Raw genomic sequence first — 17,860 nt, 5'->3', positions numbered from 1 at the left:
CAATGCTGTTGCAGAAAGCTGTGCGCAACCCCCGGAACGCGGCGGTCAAAGTTTCATCGTTTTGAAAATTTCGAAGCTTTTTGCGCCGCGCGGGGGAATCTTGCAAAATTCTCCGGCCGAGGTGCGGGAGGTCGGAGGAAAACGAGAAACGCTCGTTGACGGCCTTTAATAGGTTGGGGCGGAAGAAAAGGAGAGCGCGCGATGATCGAGACACCGTATCTGCTGTTTTTGGGCGATGCCCCCGACCAACTGGCCGCCAAGGTCGCGATCGGCATTCGGGACTGGCGCCCGGAAAACGCCGTGGGTCAGCTGCGGATGGAGGGCTGCAAGGCCGATCTGGGCCTGACAGACATGACCCTGGCCGAAGGCAAGGCCGCCGGCGCCAAGACGCTGGTGATCGGTGTCGCGAACCGCGGTGGCGTCATCAGCCAGGCCTGGAAAGAGGTCCTGATCGCCGCGCTGGAAATGGGCTATGACCTGGCCTCGGGCCTGCACAACCTTCTGCGCGACGAAGGCGATCTGGTGGCCGCGGCCCAGACCCATGGCTGCACCCTGCATGACGTTCGTGTGCCCACGGTGGGTTATCCGATCGCCAACGGGCGCAAGCGCAGCGGCAAGCGCTGTCTGGCGGTGGGCACCGATTGTTCGGTAGGCAAGATGTACACGGCCATGTCGATGGATGCCGAGATGCGCAAGCGCGGCATGAAATCGACCTTCCGCGCCACCGGCCAGACCGGCATTCTGATCACCGGGCAGGGCGTTCCGCTGGACGCCGTGGTGGCCGATTTCATGGCCGGTTCCGTTGAATACCTGACGCCCGAGAACGATCCCGATCACTGGGATCACATCGAGGGGCAGGGATCGCTGTTCCATGTCTCGTATTCCGGCGTGACCATGGCTTTGATCCATGGCGGTCAGCCGGATGCTCTGGTTCTGTGCCACGAGCCGACCCGCACCCATATGCGCGGTCTGCCGGAATATTCCCTGCCGTCGCTGGAGCAGCTGCGCGACACGGCCCTGCCTTTGGCGCGCGTCGCCAACCCCGCCTGCCAGGTTGCGGGTGTTTCGATCAACACCCAGCACCTGAGCGAGGAGGACGCGAAAGCCTACATCGCCAAGGTCGAGGCCGAGATGGGCCTACCGGCGACCGATCCGTACCGGTTCGGCGCGGGCAAGCTGGTGGACGCGCTGGCCGCGATGTGATCCAACCGGGGCGCCGATGGCGGGGATACCTGCCTCCGGCGCTGGAAACTGCAAAGACAGAGGAGTGGGCGCGTGCAGATCGACGTCTCTCGTGATGTGTTCCGGCTGGCGCAGGTGTTCACCATCTCGCGCGGGTCGCGGACCGAGGCCAAGGTACTGACGGTGCGCCTGACGGATGGGGCGCATCAGGGCTGGGGCGAATGTGTGCCTTATGCCCGGTATGACGAATCGCTGGAATCGGTCGAAGCCGAGATCCGCGGTTTGCCCAACACGTTCACGCGCCAGTCGCTGATGGACCTGCTGCCCGCCGGTGCCGCGCGCAATGCGGTGGATTGCGCCCTGTGGGACCTTGAGGCCAAGCGGGCGGGCAAGCGCGCCTGGGAACTGGCCGGCCTGCCCGCGCCCAAGCCCGAGATCACCGCCTATACCCTGTCGCTGGACACGCCCGACGCCATGCGGGCGCAGGCGGCGAAGAACGCGCATCGTCCGCTGTTGAAGATCAAGCTGGGCACGCCCGACGACATGCCGCGGCTCGAGGCCGTGCGGGCTGGAGCGCCCGACGCCAGAATCATCGTGGATGCCAACGAGGGCTGGACGGCCGAGGTCTATGCTGATCTGGCGCCGCATCTGGTGCGGCTGGGCGTCGCGCTGGTCGAACAGCCGCTGCCCGCCGGGGATGACGAGGCGCTGATCGGGCTGGAGCGCCCGGTGCCGGTCTGCGCCGACGAGAGCTGCCACGATCGTGCCAGCCTGCCCGGGTTGAAGGGCAAATATGACGTGATCAACATCAAGCTGGACAAGACCGGCGGCCTGACCGAGGCGCTGGAACTGCGCCGCGGGGCGCAGGCCGCGGGCTATGGCATCATGGTGGGTTGCATGGTCGGCAGCTCTTTGGCGATGGCGCCTGCGACACTGGTGGCGCAGGGCGCGCTGGTGACGGACCTTGACGGCCCGCTTCTGTTGGCCGAAGACCGCGACACCCCGCTGGTTTTCGACGCGGCCGGAGTACACCCGCCGCAGGCGGCGCTCTGGGGGTGACGCGCTGAGGCAAGGAATGGGCGCAGCCCAAGGACGAGAAGGATATGACATGACCCGCACCGTTTACGTGAACGGCGAATACCTGCCCGAGACCGAAGCCAAGGTCTCGATCTTCGACCGAGGCTTTCTGATGGCGGATGCCGTTTATGAGGTGACCAGCGTGCTGGACGGCATGCTGATCGATTTCGAGGGTCACGCGGTGCGCCTGAAGCGGTCTCTGGACGAATTGCAGATGGCCGAACCCTGCAGCAAGGACGAGCTGCTCGAAATCCACCGCAAGCTGGTCGAGCTGAACGGCATCACCGAGGGGCTGGTCTATCTGCAGGTCACCCGCGGCAGCGACGGCGACCGCGATTTCGTCTTCCCCTCGGTCGACACCAAGCCGACGCTGGTGCTGTTCACCCAGAACAAGCCCGGGCTGGCTGACAACCCGGCGGCGAAGAAAGGGGCCAAGATCATCTCGATCGAGGATATCCGCTGGGGCCGCCGCGACATCAAGACGGTGCAACTGTTGTACCCGTCCATGGGCAAGATGATGGCCAAGGCCGCAGGGTGCGATGATGCCTGGATGATCGAAGACGGGTACGTGACCGAGGGCACCAGCAACAACGCCTATATCGTCAAGAACGGCAAGATCGTTACCCGCCCGCTGTCAAACGACATTCTGCACGGGATCACCCGCAAGGCGGTGCTGCGCATGGCGACCGAGGCGCAGATGGAAGTCGAGGAGCGCCTGTTCACGATCGACGAAGCAAAAGAGGCCGACGAGGCCTTCACCACCTCGGCCAGCGCTTTCGTGATGCCGGTGGTCGAGATCGACGGCGTAGCGCTGGGCGACGGCACGCCGGGCCCGATCGCCACGCGCCTGCGCGAGATCTATCTGGACGAAAGCCTGAAGGCAGCGATCTGAATTCAAAGGCCCGCCGATCTGGCGGGCCCTTTCGTTATGGTGTCAGTCTTTTTTGCCCACGTTCTCTTCGAACGCGACCTTGAAGGCGGCCTGTTTTTCGGGGCTGGCCGCGGTCTGGTATGTGGATTTCCACTCATCCATGGTCATGCCATAGAAAATTTCGCGGGCTTCGCCCTTGCCCATTTCGATGCCTTTTTCATTGGCCGCCTCTTGATACCACCGTGCCAGGCAGTTTCGGCAGAACCCGGCCAAGTTCATCATGTCAATGTTCTGAACGTCGGTGCGGTCCTGCATCAGGTGTTTCTGCAGACGGCGGAAAGCGGCGGCCTGAAGTTCGATCTCGGTCTGGGGGTCCATGGTCGGGCTCCGGTTTGAAGGGATTTGATCCAGACCTAGCAAGCCCGAGGCCATTGCACAACGCGCGCCGGTTCAGACCAGCTTGAGGGCAATCCAGGGCATCAGGCAGAAGATCAGGGTCAGTATCTTATAGTTCGCAAGATACTTGAAATAGGCCTTTCTGACCTCGGCCTTTTCCATCTGGAACATGCGGCCGTGAATGGCAGCGATGCGGTCCTGCAGGGCCACCACCATCAGGGTCGACAGCAGCAGGACCGCAAAGTTCAAAACGGTCATCCAGCCGAAAAAGGCTGTCAGGGTTTCAGGTGTCATGACGGCCTCCTTTCACCCCAAAAAATGGGGTCCGCCCGTGCGCCGTGCAAGAGTACGGGCGTCGTTTGGTCGCGGATTTTTCCAGCGTTACAGCCCGCTTGCGGCCAGCGCGTCCTGCAGGATCGGCGCCAGCCGCTCGGCCCAGGCACGCTGCCCGGCATGATCGGCGATCAGGTCGTTGCGCAGCTCGATCAGGGCGTTGGGGCGGCCAAAGGCGGTGGCGTGCCGGTCGATCGCATCCCCCGGCAACACGCCGGTGTAGGGTTCGTTGACGCCGACGCACAGATCCTCCTCGGCCCGAAGCCGGTCGATCAGAGGGGCCGAGAACCGTTCGTCCGCAGTGTGCAGGATGCCGACATGCCAGGGGCGCGGCGGACGGCCCCGCAACTGGCGCGTGAAGGAATGCATCGACACGACAACGGCGTGGGGCAGGGCGGCCATCTTGGCCAGCGCCTCGTGATAGGGGCGATAGCACAGGTTCAGGCGCCGTTCGCGCTCGGCGGCGTCGGCATGACGGTTGGCCGGGATGATCGACCCGTCGTACAGTTTCATCAGCAGCGTCGGGTCGTCCTCGCCTCGGTTCGGGTCGATCACCAGCCGCGAGAAATTGGCCGCGATCACCGGCGCGTTCAGGATCTCGCCCAGATGTTTCGACACCTCGTAGGCGCCCACGTCATAGGCGATGTGGCGCTCCATGTCCTCACGCGGAAGGCCAAGGTCGCCGCCGTTGATCTGCGGCGGTACGGTGTTGGTGGCATGGTCACACGTGATCAGCCAGCGGGACGGGCGATCCGCCCCGTGCACATAAAACGGAGTGTATGTCATGAGCCTGTCATCTAGTTTGCCGCAGGTGTAGGACAGTTGCCACGGAAAGGGAATTGCGCAATAAGCGACCCGAACACTGTTTGCGGTAACATTCGGCCATCAAGGAGAGCAAGCGCGATGCGACGCCTGAGAAATGTGAAAATCGTGGCGACGCTGGGCCCGGCGTCCAACGACTATGATATGATCCGTGCTCTGCACGAGGCCGGCGCCGATGTTTTCCGCCTGAACATGAGCCATGGCAGCCACGACGAAATCCGTGAGCGCCACCGGATCATCCGTCAGATCGAAAAGGATCTCGACAGTCCGATCGCCATTCTGGCTGACCTTCAAGGCCCGAAACTGCGGGTCGGTGTGTTTGCGAATGATGCAGAAGAGTTGGTCGAAGGTGCCGCGTTCCGTCTGGATCTGGATGAAACTCCGGGCGATGTCAGCCGGGTCTGCCTGCCGCATCCCGAGATTTTTCAGGCGTTGGAAGCGGGGGCGCATCTGCTGGTCAACGACGGCAAGATCCGGCTTGTGGTTGAGAAATGCGGCCCCGATTTCGCGGATTGCAAAGTTGAAATCGGCGGAACCATCTCGAACCGCAAGGGTGTGAACGTGCCGGACGTGGTGCTGCCGCTGGCAGCCCTGTCCGAAAAGGACCGGGACGATCTGGAGTTCGTTTGCCAGCTGGGTGTCGACTGGCTTGCGCTGAGCTTCGTGCAGCGTGCCAAGGACGTCTACGAAGCGCGCGCCCTGGCCGATGGCCGTGCCGCCATCCTGTCCAAGATTGAAAAACCCGCCGCGGTCGAGGCGTTCGACGAAATTCTCGACGCATCGGACGGCATCATGGTCGCCCGTGGCGATCTGGGGGTCGAACTCCCGGTCTCGGCCGTGCCTCCGATTCAAAAGCGACTGGTCCGCAAGTGCCGCGCCGCCGCCAAGCCGGTGATCGTTGCCACCCAGATGCTGGAAAGCATGATCGAAAGCCCGATGCCCACCCGCGCCGAGGTGTCGGACGTCGCCACCGCCATCTATGAGGGAACCGACGCCATCATGCTGAGCGCCGAGTCGGCCGCGGGCTCGTATCCGATCGAGGCCGTTCAGACCATGAACAAGGTCGCGATCGAGGTCGAAGCCGACCCAACATACAAACAGATCATCGACGCCTCGCGCCAGACCAAGGGAACGACCGTTGCCGACGGTATCGTGGCCGCGGCCCGTGAAATTGCCGAAAAGACCGACATCAAGGCGATCTGCTGCTTTACCCAAAGCGGTACCACCGCACTGCTCACCGCCCGCGAGCGTCCCGGTGTCCCGATCATCGCCATGACGTCGCTGCGGGGCACCGCGCGGCGTCTGTGCCTCAGCTGGGGCTGTCACTGCGTGATGACGCCCGAGCTCGAGCGGTTCAAAAGCGCCGTGGTCAATGCGGCGCGCGCCGCGCGTGCCAGCGGATTTGCCGGCGCCTCGGATCAGATCGTGGTGACCGCCGGTGTTCCGTTCAACGTGCCAGGCTCGACAAACATCCTGCGCGTCGCCCCCTGCGACGAGCGCCTGATCTACTCGACGGATCCCGAATAGGATCAGCCACCCGGTCCGCCGGGTCTTGCTTTGGCGCCGACAGGTTCTTTTACGGTTTCCATCACCGTGAAAGAGCTTGTCTGGTGTATCCCCGGAAGCTTGTTGATCTTGTCGCCCAAAACCGTTCGGAAATGCGCGATGTCGCGTGTCCGCACGGTCAGCATGTAGTCGAATGATCCGGCGACCATCAGGCAGGTTTCGATTTCAGGTACCCGTCGCACGGCCTCGTTGAAACGATCCAGCGAGTGTTCGGCTGTGGCCGTCAGCGAAACCTGCACCACCGTCAAGTGCCCCAGTCCCAGCCTCTCCTTGTCGATCACCGCGCTGTAGCCGGTGATGTACCCGCTCTTTTCCAGCCGTTTCACCCGCTCGGAACACGGCGTGTTGGTCAGGTTTACTCGGGCCGCCAGTTCGACTATTGGCAGGCGTCCATTGGCCTCGAGCTCGGCCAATATCCGTTGATCGATCTTATCCAAATCCCTGTCCATCAGGCAATTTCCCTGCGTTTTTGAGGTCTGGCGGCATATTTTCCTGAAAATAGACCGAAAAAATCTCCTTTTCCTAGTGATTTTTCCTGATACTTGACCGAAGGGCAGTCTTGTAAAACGAGTTCCAGGTTCCGGCTGCCCTGCCGGGGGCACGGGCCCCGGCCAAATCAACAAAAACGGAGGAACGAGATGACAACGAAAATTGTCATAGGACTGGACGGGACAGAGACCGGGGATCGCGCGGTCGGCTTTGCCAAGGATCTGGCAAGTCGGATTGGATCGTGTGAACTGCTGGTTGCCTATGTCATCGAATGGTCGCCCTATACTTTCCAAACTCCCGAGGAAAACGCCCTGCGGCACAAGCGGCGCGAGGAGGAAATCGCGCTTGCCACCAGCCGCGTGGTGGAACCCGCCGTCGAGGCCCTGAAGGCCGCAGGCTTCAGCGCCCGCGGTATTGTCCGCCATGGCGATGTGGCCGAAACGCTGAACGCGATCACGGTCGAAAACGGCGGATCGCAGATCGTCGTGGGACGATCCTCGGCTGACGGCATCAAAAAGCGAATCTTCGGCAGTTCGACCCAGAATTTGGTCATGCATGCCGACGTTCCGGTCACAGTCGTGAACTGACGGGAGGAGCAGACATGAAATCGATCAAAACCCTGGGTCTGTCGGGTGCGGCCGCGGCCCTGCTGGCTAACCCCGCATTTGCGCAGGAGGCCCCCGGTCTGGATGAAAAGATCAACCAGACTTTCGCGAATCTGACGGGCCCCTTCGTCAGCTTCATCTTCGCACCTTTTCCGGGGACGAGCTTTCCCTGGATCGTGATGTGGCTGGTCGTGGCCGCGACGGTGTTCACGCTGTATTTCGCCTTTGTGCAGATGCGGTTCTTCAGCCATGCGATTAGCCTGGTCAAAGGTGACTATTCCGACCCCAACGATGCGGGCGAGGTCAGTCACTTCCAGGCGCTGGCAACGGCGCTGTCCGGTACGGTCGGCCTCGGCAACATCGCGGGCGTCGCGGTGGCGGTCGGCATCGGCGGACCCGGTGCGACCTTCTGGATGATCCTTGCCGGCCTTCTGGGCATGGCATCGAAATTCACCGAATGTACGCTGGGCGTGAAGTACCGCAACGAGTATGAAGACGGCACCGTTTCGGGCGGCCCGATGTACTACATGTCCAAGGGCTTTGCCGAGCTGGGTCTGCCCGGCGGCAAGATCCTGGCGGTCCTGTTCTCGATCTTCTGTATCCTTGGCGCGCTGGGCGGGGGCAACATGTTCCAGGCCAACCAGGCGCACCAGCAGATCGCGGGTATCGTCGGTGACTATCCCGGTTGGATCACCGGCCTGGTCTTCGCGGCCGTGGTGTTCATGGTCATCGTGGGCGGCCTGAAGTCGATCGCCCGCGTGACCGAGAAGGTCGTGCCGTTCATGGGCATCCTGTATGTCGCCACTGCTCTGGTCATCATCATCATGAACGCCGACATGATCGGCTGGGCCTTCGGTCAGATCTTCGCTGGTGCCTTCACCGGTCTGGGTGTCGCCGGCGGCATGGTCGGTGCTCTGATTCAGGGCTTCAAGCGCGCCGCATTCTCGAACGAGGCGGGCGTTGGCTCGGCTGCCATTGCGCACTCGGCCGTCCGCACCAAGGAACCGATCACCGAGGGCTTTGTTTCGCTGCTTGAGCCGTTCATCGACACCGTGGTGATCTGCACCATGACCGCGCTGGTGATCATCATCACCCAGCAGCTGGTGATCGACCCGGCAACCGGCCTGTACGTGCTGAACGAAGCCGGCACGGCGATCGCAACCGTGGATGGCAACTCGGGCGTCAGCCTGACTTCGGCCGCCTTCGGCAGCGCCTTCAGCTGGTTCCCCTACATCCTGGCCATCGCGGTGATCCTGTTCGCCTTCTCGACCATGATCAGCTGGTCCTACTATGGCCTGAAGGCCTGGACCTATCTGTTCGGCGAGGGCCACACCAAGGAGCTGGCGTTCAAGCTGATCTTCTGCATCTTCGTGGTGATCGGGGCTGCGGCCAACCTGGGCCCGGTCATCGACTTCTCGGACGCGGCGATCTTTGCCATGGCCGTGGTCAACGTCTTTGCGCTCTACTTCCTGATGAAAGTGGTGCGTCAGGAGCTGGCCTCGTACAGCGCGCGACTGAAAAGCGGCGAAATCCGCAAGTTTGCCGACTGATGACACCAACCGGGGCGGCCTTGCTGCCCCGGTTCCCGACCCCGGTGCAAAAAGCACCCGAACAGGTCAAAAACCCCTTGCCAGCATGACCGAACTTGCGTAAACGGCGCATCTGATCGCGCGACCGGCCGATGTGGCATGCCGAGTCGCGTTTCGGACCGAACCCTGAAAGGAGACGGAAATGCCCAAGATGAAGACAAAATCGAGCGCCAAGAAGCGCTTCAAGGTGACCGCGACCGGTAAGGTCATGTCGGCTCAGGCCGGCAAGCGGCACGGCATGATCAAGCGGACCAAAAAGTTCATCCGCGACGCCCGTGGCACCACCACCCTGTCCGCCCCCGACGCCAAGATCGTCAAGGGCTACATGCCCTACGACCGCTAAGAGGAGATACCGATATGTCCCGCGTTAAAGGTGGAACCGTAACTCACGCCCGTCACAAGAAGGTCATCAAGGCCGCCAAAGGTTACTATGGCCGCCGCAAGAACACCTTCAAGGTTGCCCGTCAGGCCGTCGACAAGGCCAACCAGTACGCAACCCGCGACCGCAAGAACCGCAAGCGCAACTTCCGCGCCCTGTGGATCCAGCGCATCAACGCCGCTGTTCGTTCGCATGACGAAGCTCTGACCTATTCCCGCTTCATCAACGGCCTGAACCTGGCCGGTATCGAAGTGGACCGCAAAGTTCTGGCCGACCTGGCCGTGCACGAACCGGAAGCGTTCGGCGCGATCGTCGCCAAAGCTCAGGCCGCTCTGACTGCCTGATCCTCTTTTAGAGAGACAGTGAAAGAAAGGCCGTCCCGTTCGGGGCGGCTTTTTTCTTTGGATCGACCAGATTGGATTTCGCATAAACCAAGTATGGGATTCCGTCATGGTCACTACACGCATTTGATGTAGTCATCTACTGAGTTTCACTGATGAATTGAATGCGGAATACTGAAATGCCTATTTGCCAAAGACTTACACAAGCCCTTCTTGTCTTGACGGCAGTGGCGATTTGCCACCCGACAGTGGCAAGATCACAGGACACGATCACCGAACCTGACCTTCCTGACGTTTTGGTTGAAACCTTTGATGGCGACGACACGACGCTCATGCTGGGTGGGCAGATCGACTTTCAAACGGCCAAGCCGCCCTGGGCTGTTTATGTGGCCGATAAAAAATTCGTCATGGAGAACAGACAGGATGCGCGTAGCCTTCAGTTCAACGATGTGGCGTGGGTGAAGTTTCCCGGCTCGGATTCGTTGGAGAGCACGCAGGACATGGTAATCTCTGCCGTGGTGGACGGAGAGTTCAGCGGCAAAAGCGGTGTGGGCATTCTGGTTGGCAGCGGAAAGTCCGGGAAGTATGTGGCGTTCACTGTGGACGACAAAGGGCGCTATCACGTACAGCAAAAGGACGGTCGCCAATTGCGGCTGGTACACGCGGACAGACATGACGCGATACGTGTCGGCGCCCCGAACAAGCTGACCTTCCAGGTCCGAGGGGCGCATGTGGTTTTCTTTGCCAACGGGACCAAGGTCGTTCAAACGCTGTTCTCAAAGCGAACGTCCACGAACTCCAGCCAGGGCGCTCGTGCGGGGATAGGCCTGGCAGCCTTTGGAACTGGCCGTTTCGAATTTGATGAAGTCGAAATCAAAAGGGCGAACTGACGCACAAAAACGCAGGTTGCACGAACTGGAGCTGCTTGGTGGGGTGGTTTCTAGGGTACTTGCCCCTCTGGCCTCCTCATTCAGTAAACAGTGAAAGAAAGGCCGCGCTACAAGGGGCGGCTTTTTTTGATGCCTGAGTGCCTGCTTTTTTGCGCAGGCAGACAATTAGACCAAAAACCGCTAGGCTTGCACGTGCTGAATTGACCAACATTGGTTTTGCGAGTGCCATGCTTGAATTTGATGCAGCAACAACGCGTCTACTCGATAGCGTGTATCAAGGTGCCGATGTCACCCGGCGGCGGCGAGGGTCTTTTGACGCGTTGCGACCAGCCCCGGGTGATACCATTGCGGACGTTGGATGCGGCAACGGTCTTTTGACAGCAGAGCTCGCGCGGGCGGTTGGTCCGACCGGGCGTGTTTTGGGGATCGATCCAAGTGAGGCGATGCGGAGTTCCGCCAAAAACCGCTGCCATGAATATGACTGGGTCCAGATCATGGAGGGTGAGGCAGGCCAACTTCCGGTCGAGGATGCGTCACTCGACAAGGCGGTATCGGTTCAGGTTTACGAGTATTTAGACGACATTGCCGCCGCGGTGGCGGAGGCCCATCGCTGTCTCAGGACGGCTGGTCTGCTTGTCGTGGGCGACATCCATTTCGACAGTCTGGTTTGGTACAGTGATGATCCGGCAAGAATGGATCAGATGATAAAAGCCTGGGACGAGCACTTTGTCGGGAGAGACGTGCCCGCACGACTGCCACCGATATTGAGAGACGCGGGTTTCACTGTGGAAAGCATCACGCCGATCACGATTTGCGATAACGAACTCCGGCCAGATGGGCTGGCCAATATGATGATCACCCTGATGAAAAGGTTTGCCGAGTCCAACAAGCTCGTTCCGGATCAGGAAGCCAAGGAATGGGCGGATGAGCAGAGATCCTTGGCCGCGAAGGGCCGGTTTTTCTTTTCGCTAACCCATTTTGTCATCAGCGGGCGCAAATCCTAGACTTTGGTCTGGATGCGCTGATTGACTCAAACAAAGGCTATTGCCTGAGCGAATGGAGCTCAAAAAAGAAACCGGCGCGAAGAACGCCGGTTTCACTTGGTCTTTTATCCTGCGCTGAGTTTACCCGAACACACGCCCCAGTGCGCCATCAACCGCATCGGTGATTTGGTCGATGTCGTCCGCCGTGGCGATCAAAGCCGGAGAGAAGCACAGCGTGTTGTTGCGCCCGGGGACCGAGCGGTTGGTCACGCCAATGATTACCCCTTGCGCCATGCAATCGGCCACGACCGCTTGGGCAAGCTTTTCGTCCACCGGTTCTTTGGACGCGCGATCCGCGACCAGTTCGGCACCCAGGAACAGGCCCTTGCCGCGCACGTCGCCGATGACCTTGTGCTTGTCCATCAGTGCCTGCAGGTTGCCCATCATGCGGTCCCCCATGGCGGCGCAATTGCCTAGCAGGTTCTCGTCTTCGATGATGCGCATATTCTCGATCGCCGCGGCCGGCCCGGCGGTGCAGCCGCCAAAGGTCGAGATGTCGCGGAAATAGTTCATCGGGTCCGCGGCATCGTCTTTGAACATGTCAAAGACTTCCTCGGTGGTCACCATGCAGGCAATCGCGGCATAGCCCGAGGCCACGCCTTTGGCCATGGTCACGAAGTCGGGTTTCACCCCGTATTGCTGGTACCCGAACCAGGTGCCGGTGCGACCCACGCCGCAGACGACCTCGTCGATATGCAGCAGGATGTCGTACTTCTTGCAGATCTCCTGCACGCGCTGCCAATAGCCCTCGGGCGCTTCGATCACGCCGCCGCCGGCGGTCACCGGCTCAAGGCACAGCGCGCCCACAGTGTCGGGGCCTTCGCGCAGGATGACCCGTTCGATCTGATCTGCGGCCCACTCGCCAAAGTTCTCGTCGGGCGCGCCGTCCAGTTCGTGCTTGCGGTATTCCATGCAGTGCGGCACGCGCACGAAATCCGGCGCAAAGGGGCCGTATTGCGCGTTGCGCTCATCCTGACCGCCCGCCGACATCGCAGCCAGAGTCGAGCCATGATAGTCGCGGTCGCGATACAGGATCTTGGTCTTCTTGCCGCCGTACTTCTTGTGGGCGATCTGGCGGACCATCTTGAACGCCTTCTCGTTCGCCTCGCTCCCCGAGTTGGTGTAGTAGACCCGGCTCATGCCCGGCATCTTCTCGATCAGCTTTTCGGCAAACAGCGCCCCGGGGATCGAGCCCGCCGAGTTTGCAAAGTAGCACAGCTTCATCAACTGGTCGTAGACGGCCTTGCAGATGGATTCGCGGCCATAGCCCACGTTCACCGTCCATACACCGCCCGAGACGGCATCCAGGTGTTCCTTGCCCTTTTGATCCCAGACGCGCATGCCCTTGCCTTCGACGATGATGCGCGGATCGTTCGTCTCAAACGGCTTGTGCTGGATCAGATGGTGCCAGATATGGGCGCGGTCGGCCTCGACCACGCGGGAAAGATCGTTTTCGTTGAACGTGCCGTCCATGACATGTCCTTTCAGTAAGACGCGACGCGCGGGAATCACGATGCCCGGCAGGCGCGGATGAACCAGATACCGCAGATCAGCCCGAAAGCCCGGTACGCAGTAGGGCCAGATTACCCGATCGCGTAGCTCCAGTATATTCGTCTCGGGTTTTTTTACGGGTTTGTTTTGCGGCAACCTTTGTGCTCAATACGAAAAATCCGACGAATTGGGGAGGAGAGGCGGATGGCGACCCACAGCATTTATCAGCGCGATCTGGACAAAGGCCGGGCCAATTTCACGGCCCTGTCCCCGCTTAGTTATATCGAGCGGACGGCGGCCGTTTACCCTGACTATCCGGCCGTGGTCTATGGCGACCGGCGCCATAGCTGGGCGCAGACCTATGCGCGCTGCCGCCGGTTGGCCAGCGCGTTGGCTGCGCGTGGGGTGAGCACGGGCGACACGGTATCGATCATCGCCGCCAACATCCCCGAAATGTACGAGGCGCATTTCGGCGTGCCCATGTCAGGCGCGGTGCTGAACACCATCAACACAAGGCTCGATGCCCCGATCATCGCCTTCATCCTGAACCACGCCGAATCCAAGGTGCTGCTGGTCGATCCCGAGTTTTCGGGCGTGGTGAAGCAGGCGCTGGAGCAGGTGGATCACGACATTCTGGTGATCGACATCGAGGATCCCAGTTTCGACGGTGGCGAGAAACTGGGCGCGCTGACGTATGACGACCTGCTGGCCGAAGGCGACCCGGAATTTTCTTGGTCTCTGCCCGCCGATGAATGGGACGCGATCACGCTGAACTACACTTCTGGCACCACGGGCAACCCCAAGGGGGTGGTCTATCACCACCGCGGCGCGGCGCTGAACGCCACGTCGAACATCCTGACATGGGGCATGCCGCAGCATTCGGTCTATCTGTGGACGCTGCCGATGTTCCACTGCAACGGCTGGTGTTTCCCCTGGACCATGGCCGCGAATGCTGGCACGTCCGTCTGCCTGCGGGCGGTGCGGGACGAGCCGATCTACAAGGCCTTCCGGGACGAGAAGGTCACCCATTTCTGCGGCGCGCCCATCGTTCTGAACATGCTGGCCAACGCGCCCGATCACCTCAGAGATTTCGATCATGAAATCAAGGTGATGACCGCAGGCGCCCCGCCGCCTGCCGCGGTGATCGCCGCGATGGAGGGAATGGGCATCGAGGTCACCCATGTCTATGGCCTGACCGAGACCTACGGGCCGTCGGTCGTGTGCGCCTGGAAGGACGAATGGAACGACAAGCCCGCCGAGGAACGCGCCGCGCTCAAGGTGCGGCAGGGGGTGAAATACGTCGCGCTGTCGGGGCTGATGGTGGCTGATCCCGAAACGCTCGAACCGGTGCCGGCCGATGGCGAGACCATGGGCGAGATCTTCATGCAGGGCAACATCGTGATGAAAGGGTATCTCAAGAACCCCGAGGCCACGCAGAAAGCGTTCCGCGGCGGCTGGTTCGCCTCGGGCGATCTGGGGGTGATGCATCCCGACGGCTATGTCGCGCTGAAGGACCGGTCAAAGGACATCATCATTTCGGGGGGCGAGAACATCTCGTCGGTCGAGGTCGAGGATATCCTCTACAAGCACCCGGCGGTGATGGAGGCCGCCGTGGTCGCCAAACCGGACGAGAAATGGGGCGAGACGCCCTGCGCCTTTGTCGAGCTGAAGTCGGGCGCCGAGGCGACCGAGGCCGATCTGATCGCGTTCTGCCGCGATCACATGGCCCATTTCAAGGCACCAAGAACGGTCGTTTTCGGGCCATTGCCCAAGACTTCGACGGGCAAAATCCAGAAATTCAAGCTCAGAGATCAGGCCCGGGCGCTGGGCTAGGCGCCCAGCCGGTCAAAGATCGACAGGTCCAATTCCAGCATCTCGCCCATCCAGATCGCCCGGTCGCGGTGGTCGGGCAGGTGCTCGCCGGTTTCGGGGTGGGTGAACACAGTCAGTCCCTGCCGGTTCAGCATCAGCCATGGGATCACCTTGTCGAAGGCATCGGCGGCAAAGCTCAGCTGGCAGCTCCAGCGCGGGTGGGGGCCGACATTACGGCTGTGCATGTGGCCCATCTGGACGGGGAACAGGCGGGCAGCCTCTTCGCAGACACGGCGGGCGGTCTCCTGCGTTTCGGCGTCGAAATAGACATGGGCGTGATAGCCGGTGATCTGTGGCATCGGGGGCCTCGTGCGGTGATTTCCGGCACAAGGCTAGGCCGGATCGGCGCCGGTGCACAGACGCATCGGCACACAGACCCTGTGCGCGGCTCAGCCCGGCGCGTGGGTGTCCGGGTGGGCCGCTGCAAAGGCAGGGTGGTCGGCGCAGGCCGCCTCGACCGCCAGAATGCGCGGCATGTCCGACAGATCGACCTGCCAGCGCCGGGCGTTGTACATCTGTGGGATCAGGCACAGATCGGCCAAACCGGGCGCCGATCCCGTGCAATAGGGGGCTTGCTCGAACCCGTCCAGCATTGCCTCGAAGGCCAGCAGACCGGGGCGGATGAAATGGCGCATCCAGTCGCCGGGCATGTCGCCCTTTCCGCCGCTCAACTGCGTGGCGTGGCGGGCGACCTTCAGGTTGCAGACCGGGTGCAGATCCACCGCGATGGCATGGGCCAGCGCCTGCGCCCTGGCCCGCGCAAGCAGCTCGTCCGGCAGCAGGTTCAGCCCTCGCGTCCGGTCGAGATAGTCCAGAATGGCCAGCGACTGTGTCAGTTGCACGCCGTCGATCTCGAGCACGGGCACAAAGCCCTGCGGATTGCGCGCCAGATGCGCGGGCGCGGTCTGCTCGCCCTTGACCAGATCGACGGTCTGCGCGCGATAGGCGATCCCGGCCAGGTTCAGCGCGATGCGCACCCGATAGCTGGCCGAGGATCGCCAATAGTCATACAGGACGACGTCGCTCATCGGGCTTTGGCCGCGTCGATCGCCTGTTTCAGGATGGTCCGGTCGCCGATGTGGTTGGCCAGCACCAGTACCAGCCGCGCATTCAGCGCATCGCTTTCGGCCTTGTCCAGACCGTCGTGCGCGGCCAGCAGATCGGCATAGAAATCATCCGCGCCGTCGATATTCGGGGTGAGGATCAGTTCATCCATTGTGCCTACTCCTTGCCGATGGCCCGGCGGATCGCATGCCGGAACGCGTTATCTTCATAGCTGTCGCGCCGCGCCGCCACGTGCTGGTCGGGCCGGATCAGATAGACCGCACCTTCCGCGTCGCCCAGATACCGCCGCTTCAGCGCCAGCGTGCGGTCATCCTTGACCGACAGCGCCAGTCGCTCGACCGTCACGCCCTCTTCCTCGATCGTCTCCGGGGCGTCGGCGTCGATGGTCAGCAGGGTGAACTTGCCTGCCAGCTTGGGCAACAGGAATTCATCCCCCAGCGGCGCATCGGGGCAGGGCGAACCGGGGCGCGTTTCGGCCGGGCCGCCCAGCGCATCCGCCGAATTCAGCGGCGATCCGCCATAGGTGCAGGGCACGCTCAGCCGACCCGAGTTCACCAGCGGGCGGGCGAACTCGTAGTGCTCACTCAGGTCCAGAACTGCGTCACGCAGGATGCGTGACATTTCCGATTTCGGCGTGATGAAATCGGTCGAGCGGGTCGAGTTCAGGATGTTCTCGTCCGCACCATGGATGCGCTCGAAGTCATAGCTGTCCAGCAGGCTGTCGGGCGCGGTACCGTCCAGGACCATCTTCAGCTTCCAACACAGGTTGTCGGTGTCCTGCAGGCCCGAATTGGCCCCGCGCGCGCCGAAGGGGCTGACCTGATGGGCGCTGTCGCCGGCAAACAGGACGCGGCCGTGGCGGAATTTCTCCATCCGGCGGCACTGGAAGGTATAGATGCTGACCCATTCCAGCTCGAACTGGACATCCTCGCCCAGCATCGCCTTGAGGCGCGGGATCACGTTTTCGGGGCGCTTTTCCCGTTCCTTGTCGATGTCCCAGCCCAGTTGCAGGTCGATGCGCCAGACATTGTCGGGCTGTTTGTGCAGCAGCGCCGACTGGCCGCGGTTGAAGGGCGGGTCGAACCAGAACCAGCGCTCGGACGGGAAATCGGCCTCCATGATCACGTCGGCGATCAGGAAGTTGTCCTCGAACACCCGGCCCACGAAATCCAGCCCCAGCATCCGGCGGGTGGGCGAATTGGCCCCGTCGCAGGCGATCAGCCAGTCGGCTTCGACGGTGTACGACCCCTCGGGCGTTTCCACCTCGAGTTTGACGTGGTCGTCATGGGTACCGATCGCCTCGACTTTGTTGCGGCCACGGATCTCGATCGGCGCGCCCTGGGCCTGCAACGCGCGGACCCGTTCGACCATGAACTGCTCAAAGTAGTATTGCTGAAGGTTGATGAAGGCCGGATGGGCATAGCCCTCATCGGGTTGCAGGTTAAATTCATAGACCTTGCGGTCGTCGAAAAACACCTTGCCGGTGTTCCACAGCACGCCCTTGTCCACCATAGGCCGGGCACATCCCAGCCGGTCGGCGATTTCCAGCGTGCGCTGGGCGAAACAGATGGCGCGGCTGCCGAAACTGACCTTGTCGTTGTCGTCCAGCACCACCACTTCGACGCCTTGCTGGGCCAGGTCGATGGCGGCGGCCAGCCCGACCGGGCCCGCACCGATCACGATCACCTGATGCCGCACCGGGGCGGGGGCATCCTGATCGGGGCTGCGGGCATAGGCATAGAGCGGCTGTTCAAAAATCTTGTTCATGGGCTCTCTCCCCAAGTTCTGTGCGCCGGGCGCACATTCCCTGCCCACCGGCGCGGGGCGCCGATGGCTCTCCTCCATGGTT

General features: G+C 61.8%; 20 protein-coding genes. 11 read left to right on the top strand and 9 right to left on the bottom strand.

Annotated elements, in window-relative coordinates; all coding sequences use genetic code 11:
* The first annotated feature begins 201 nt into the window (after window positions 1-201).
* The 3 genes from dgcN to AC2FML_RS17685 all read left to right on the top strand — a co-directional run bounded on the left by dgcN (window position 202) and on the right by AC2FML_RS17685 (window position 3,151).
* A complete protein-coding gene (gene dgcN / locus AC2FML_RS17695; protein WP_170445794.1) occupies window positions 202-1,203 on the top strand; it encodes an N-acetyltransferase DgcN in 1,002 nt (333 codons plus the stop codon).
* Window positions 1,204-1,275: 72 nt separating this feature from the next.
* On the top strand, window positions 1,276-2,241 hold the full coding sequence (dgcA, locus tag AC2FML_RS17690; RefSeq protein ID WP_496783987.1) for an N-acetyl-D-Glu racemase DgcA: 966 nt from the start codon (window positions 1,276-1,278) through the stop codon (window positions 2,239-2,241).
* Window positions 2,242-2,290: 49 nt separating this feature from the next.
* Window positions 2,291-3,151: a D-amino-acid transaminase gene (locus AC2FML_RS17685; RefSeq protein ID WP_496783986.1), complete on the top strand. Its 861-nt coding sequence runs from the start codon at window positions 2,291-2,293 to the stop codon at window positions 3,149-3,151.
* A 42-nt stretch (window positions 3,152-3,193) separates the two neighbouring features.
* On the opposite strand, the gene AC2FML_RS17680 is transcribed toward AC2FML_RS17685, so the two are convergent.
* The 3 genes from AC2FML_RS17680 to AC2FML_RS17670 form a co-directional block, all read right to left on the bottom strand.
* Window positions 3,194-3,508, bottom strand: coding sequence for a DUF1244 domain-containing protein (locus tag AC2FML_RS17680; RefSeq protein ID WP_170452998.1), 315 nt, complete (start codon window positions 3,506-3,508; stop codon window positions 3,194-3,196).
* A gap of 72 nt (window positions 3,509-3,580) precedes the next feature.
* Window positions 3,581-3,820: a DUF6868 family protein gene (locus AC2FML_RS17675; protein ID WP_005981131.1), complete on the bottom strand. Its 240-nt coding sequence runs from the start codon at window positions 3,818-3,820 to the stop codon at window positions 3,581-3,583.
* 87 nt (window positions 3,821-3,907) lie between these two features.
* Window positions 3,908-4,645 carry an N-formylglutamate amidohydrolase gene (locus AC2FML_RS17670; protein ID WP_480638322.1) on the bottom strand — a complete coding sequence of 246 codons (738 nt, stop codon included), beginning with the start codon at window positions 4,643-4,645 and terminating at the stop codon, window positions 3,908-3,910.
* 117 nt (window positions 4,646-4,762) lie between these two features.
* On the opposite strand from AC2FML_RS17670, the gene pyk reads away from it, so the two are divergent.
* Window positions 4,763-6,208 carry a pyruvate kinase gene (pyk, locus tag AC2FML_RS17665; protein WP_170361425.1) on the top strand — a complete coding sequence of 482 codons (1,446 nt, stop codon included), beginning with the start codon at window positions 4,763-4,765 and terminating at the stop codon, window positions 6,206-6,208.
* Window positions 6,209-6,210: 2 nt separating this feature from the next.
* Here the strand turns inward: pyk and AC2FML_RS17660 are convergent, their stop codons facing one another.
* Window positions 6,211-6,696 (bottom strand): Lrp/AsnC family transcriptional regulator, encoded by a 486-nt coding sequence (locus AC2FML_RS17660; protein WP_093965149.1) that lies wholly within the window; start codon window positions 6,694-6,696, stop codon window positions 6,211-6,213.
* 189 nt (window positions 6,697-6,885) lie between these two features.
* On the opposite strand from AC2FML_RS17660, the gene AC2FML_RS17655 reads away from it, so the two are divergent.
* The 6 genes from AC2FML_RS17655 (at window position 6,886) to AC2FML_RS17630 (ending at window position 11,544) form a co-directional block, all read left to right on the top strand.
* Entirely contained in the window at window positions 6,886-7,323 is a 438-nt protein-coding gene (locus AC2FML_RS17655; protein ID WP_093965150.1) for a universal stress protein, read from the top strand.
* 14 nt (window positions 7,324-7,337) lie between these two features.
* Window positions 7,338-8,891 carry an alanine/glycine:cation symporter family protein gene (locus AC2FML_RS17650; protein WP_170361427.1) on the top strand — a complete coding sequence of 518 codons (1,554 nt, stop codon included), beginning with the start codon at window positions 7,338-7,340 and terminating at the stop codon, window positions 8,889-8,891.
* A 181-nt stretch (window positions 8,892-9,072) separates the two neighbouring features.
* Window positions 9,073-9,273, top strand: coding sequence for a 50S ribosomal protein L35 (gene rpmI, locus AC2FML_RS17645; protein WP_039523697.1), 201 nt, complete (start codon window positions 9,073-9,075; stop codon window positions 9,271-9,273).
* Window positions 9,274-9,287: 14 nt separating this feature from the next.
* A complete protein-coding gene (rplT, locus tag AC2FML_RS17640) occupies window positions 9,288-9,653 on the top strand; it encodes a 50S ribosomal protein L20 (protein ID WP_170344760.1) in 366 nt (121 codons plus the stop codon).
* 161 nt (window positions 9,654-9,814) lie between these two features.
* A complete protein-coding gene (locus AC2FML_RS17635) occupies window positions 9,815-10,540 on the top strand; it encodes a LamG domain-containing protein (protein WP_496783985.1) in 726 nt (241 codons plus the stop codon).
* Between the two features lie 200 nt (window positions 10,541-10,740).
* Window positions 10,741-11,544, top strand: coding sequence for a methyltransferase domain-containing protein (locus AC2FML_RS17630; protein WP_496783984.1), 804 nt, complete (start codon window positions 10,741-10,743; stop codon window positions 11,542-11,544).
* 120 nt (window positions 11,545-11,664) lie between these two features.
* On the opposite strand, the gene AC2FML_RS17625 is transcribed toward AC2FML_RS17630, so the two are convergent.
* A complete protein-coding gene (locus tag AC2FML_RS17625) occupies window positions 11,665-13,056 on the bottom strand; it encodes an aminotransferase family protein (protein WP_496783983.1) in 1,392 nt (463 codons plus the stop codon).
* 222 nt (window positions 13,057-13,278) lie between these two features.
* Here AC2FML_RS17625 and AC2FML_RS17620 point away from each other — a divergent pair, with 222 nt between their 5' ends.
* Window positions 13,279-14,907, top strand: coding sequence for an acyl-CoA synthetase (locus AC2FML_RS17620; protein ID WP_496783982.1), 1,629 nt, complete (start codon window positions 13,279-13,281; stop codon window positions 14,905-14,907).
* On the opposite strand, the gene AC2FML_RS17615 is transcribed toward AC2FML_RS17620, so the two are convergent.
* From AC2FML_RS17615 to AC2FML_RS17600, 4 genes are all read right to left on the bottom strand, one after another.
* The gene (locus tag AC2FML_RS17615) at window positions 14,904-15,245 is read right to left on the bottom strand and encodes a DOPA 4,5-dioxygenase family protein (protein ID WP_170361437.1); all 342 of its coding nucleotides are present in this window, start codon (window positions 15,243-15,245) and stop codon (window positions 14,904-14,906) included. The genes AC2FML_RS17620 and AC2FML_RS17615 overlap by 4 nt on opposite strands.
* A gap of 90 nt (window positions 15,246-15,335) precedes the next feature.
* Entirely contained in the window at window positions 15,336-15,974 is a 639-nt protein-coding gene (gene maiA, locus AC2FML_RS17610) for a maleylacetoacetate isomerase (RefSeq protein ID WP_496783981.1), read from the bottom strand.
* Window positions 15,971-16,162, bottom strand: coding sequence for a DUF2783 domain-containing protein (locus AC2FML_RS17605; RefSeq protein WP_149776332.1), 192 nt, complete (start codon window positions 16,160-16,162; stop codon window positions 15,971-15,973). The genes maiA and AC2FML_RS17605 overlap by 4 nt, the downstream gene beginning before the upstream one ends.
* Window positions 16,163-16,167: 5 nt before the next feature.
* Window positions 16,168-17,778, bottom strand: coding sequence for an FAD-dependent oxidoreductase (locus AC2FML_RS17600; protein WP_496783980.1), 1,611 nt, complete (start codon window positions 17,776-17,778; stop codon window positions 16,168-16,170).
* Between the last annotated feature and the right edge of the window lie 82 nt (window positions 17,779-17,860).

The sequence above is a fragment of the Ruegeria sp. BHSC029 genome (assembly GCF_059613085.1).
The sequence above is the reverse complement of the archived record's forward strand: the minus strand, read 5'-3'. Positions and strand labels throughout refer to the sequence as shown.

What these genes read in the sequence shown, in the direction of transcription:
- rplT (WP_170344760.1), top strand. Translation starts at nt 9,288, where the DNA reads ATGTCCCGCGTTAAAGGTGGAACCGTAACTCACGCCCGTCACAAGAAG.
- AC2FML_RS17680 (WP_170452998.1), bottom strand. Translation starts at nt 3,508, where the DNA reads ATGGACCCCCAGACCGAGATCGAACTTCAGGCCGCCGCTTTCCGCCGT.
- AC2FML_RS17675 (WP_005981131.1), bottom strand. Translation starts at nt 3,820, where the DNA reads ATGACACCTGAAACCCTGACAGCCTTTTTCGGCTGGATGACCGTTTTG.
- AC2FML_RS17615 (WP_170361437.1), bottom strand. Translation starts at nt 15,245, where the DNA reads ATGCCACAGATCACCGGCTATCACGCCCATGTCTATTTCGACGCCGAA.
- AC2FML_RS17655 (WP_093965150.1), top strand. Translation starts at nt 6,886, where the DNA reads ATGACAACGAAAATTGTCATAGGACTGGACGGGACAGAGACCGGGGAT.
- AC2FML_RS17670 (WP_480638322.1), bottom strand. Translation starts at nt 4,645, where the DNA reads ATGACATACACTCCGTTTTATGTGCACGGGGCGGATCGCCCGTCCCGC.
- AC2FML_RS17660 (WP_093965149.1), bottom strand. Translation starts at nt 6,696, where the DNA reads ATGGACAGGGATTTGGATAAGATCGATCAACGGATATTGGCCGAGCTC.
- AC2FML_RS17635 (WP_496783985.1), top strand. Translation starts at nt 9,815, where the DNA reads ATGCGGAATACTGAAATGCCTATTTGCCAAAGACTTACACAAGCCCTT.
- rpmI (WP_039523697.1), top strand. Translation starts at nt 9,073, where the DNA reads ATGCCCAAGATGAAGACAAAATCGAGCGCCAAGAAGCGCTTCAAGGTG.
- maiA (WP_496783981.1), bottom strand. Translation starts at nt 15,974, where the DNA reads ATGAGCGACGTCGTCCTGTATGACTATTGGCGATCCTCGGCCAGCTAT.
- AC2FML_RS17625 (WP_496783983.1), bottom strand. Translation starts at nt 13,056, where the DNA reads ATGGACGGCACGTTCAACGAAAACGATCTTTCCCGCGTGGTCGAGGCC.
- dgcN (WP_170445794.1), top strand. Translation starts at nt 202, where the DNA reads ATGATCGAGACACCGTATCTGCTGTTTTTGGGCGATGCCCCCGACCAA.
- AC2FML_RS17650 (WP_170361427.1), top strand. Translation starts at nt 7,338, where the DNA reads ATGAAATCGATCAAAACCCTGGGTCTGTCGGGTGCGGCCGCGGCCCTG.
- AC2FML_RS17600 (WP_496783980.1), bottom strand. Translation starts at nt 17,778, where the DNA reads ATGAACAAGATTTTTGAACAGCCGCTCTATGCCTATGCCCGCAGCCCC.
- AC2FML_RS17620 (WP_496783982.1), top strand. Translation starts at nt 13,279, where the DNA reads ATGGCGACCCACAGCATTTATCAGCGCGATCTGGACAAAGGCCGGGCC.
- AC2FML_RS17605 (WP_149776332.1), bottom strand. Translation starts at nt 16,162, where the DNA reads ATGGATGAACTGATCCTCACCCCGAATATCGACGGCGCGGATGATTTC.
- pyk (WP_170361425.1), top strand. Translation starts at nt 4,763, where the DNA reads ATGCGACGCCTGAGAAATGTGAAAATCGTGGCGACGCTGGGCCCGGCG.
- AC2FML_RS17685 (WP_496783986.1), top strand. Translation starts at nt 2,291, where the DNA reads ATGACCCGCACCGTTTACGTGAACGGCGAATACCTGCCCGAGACCGAA.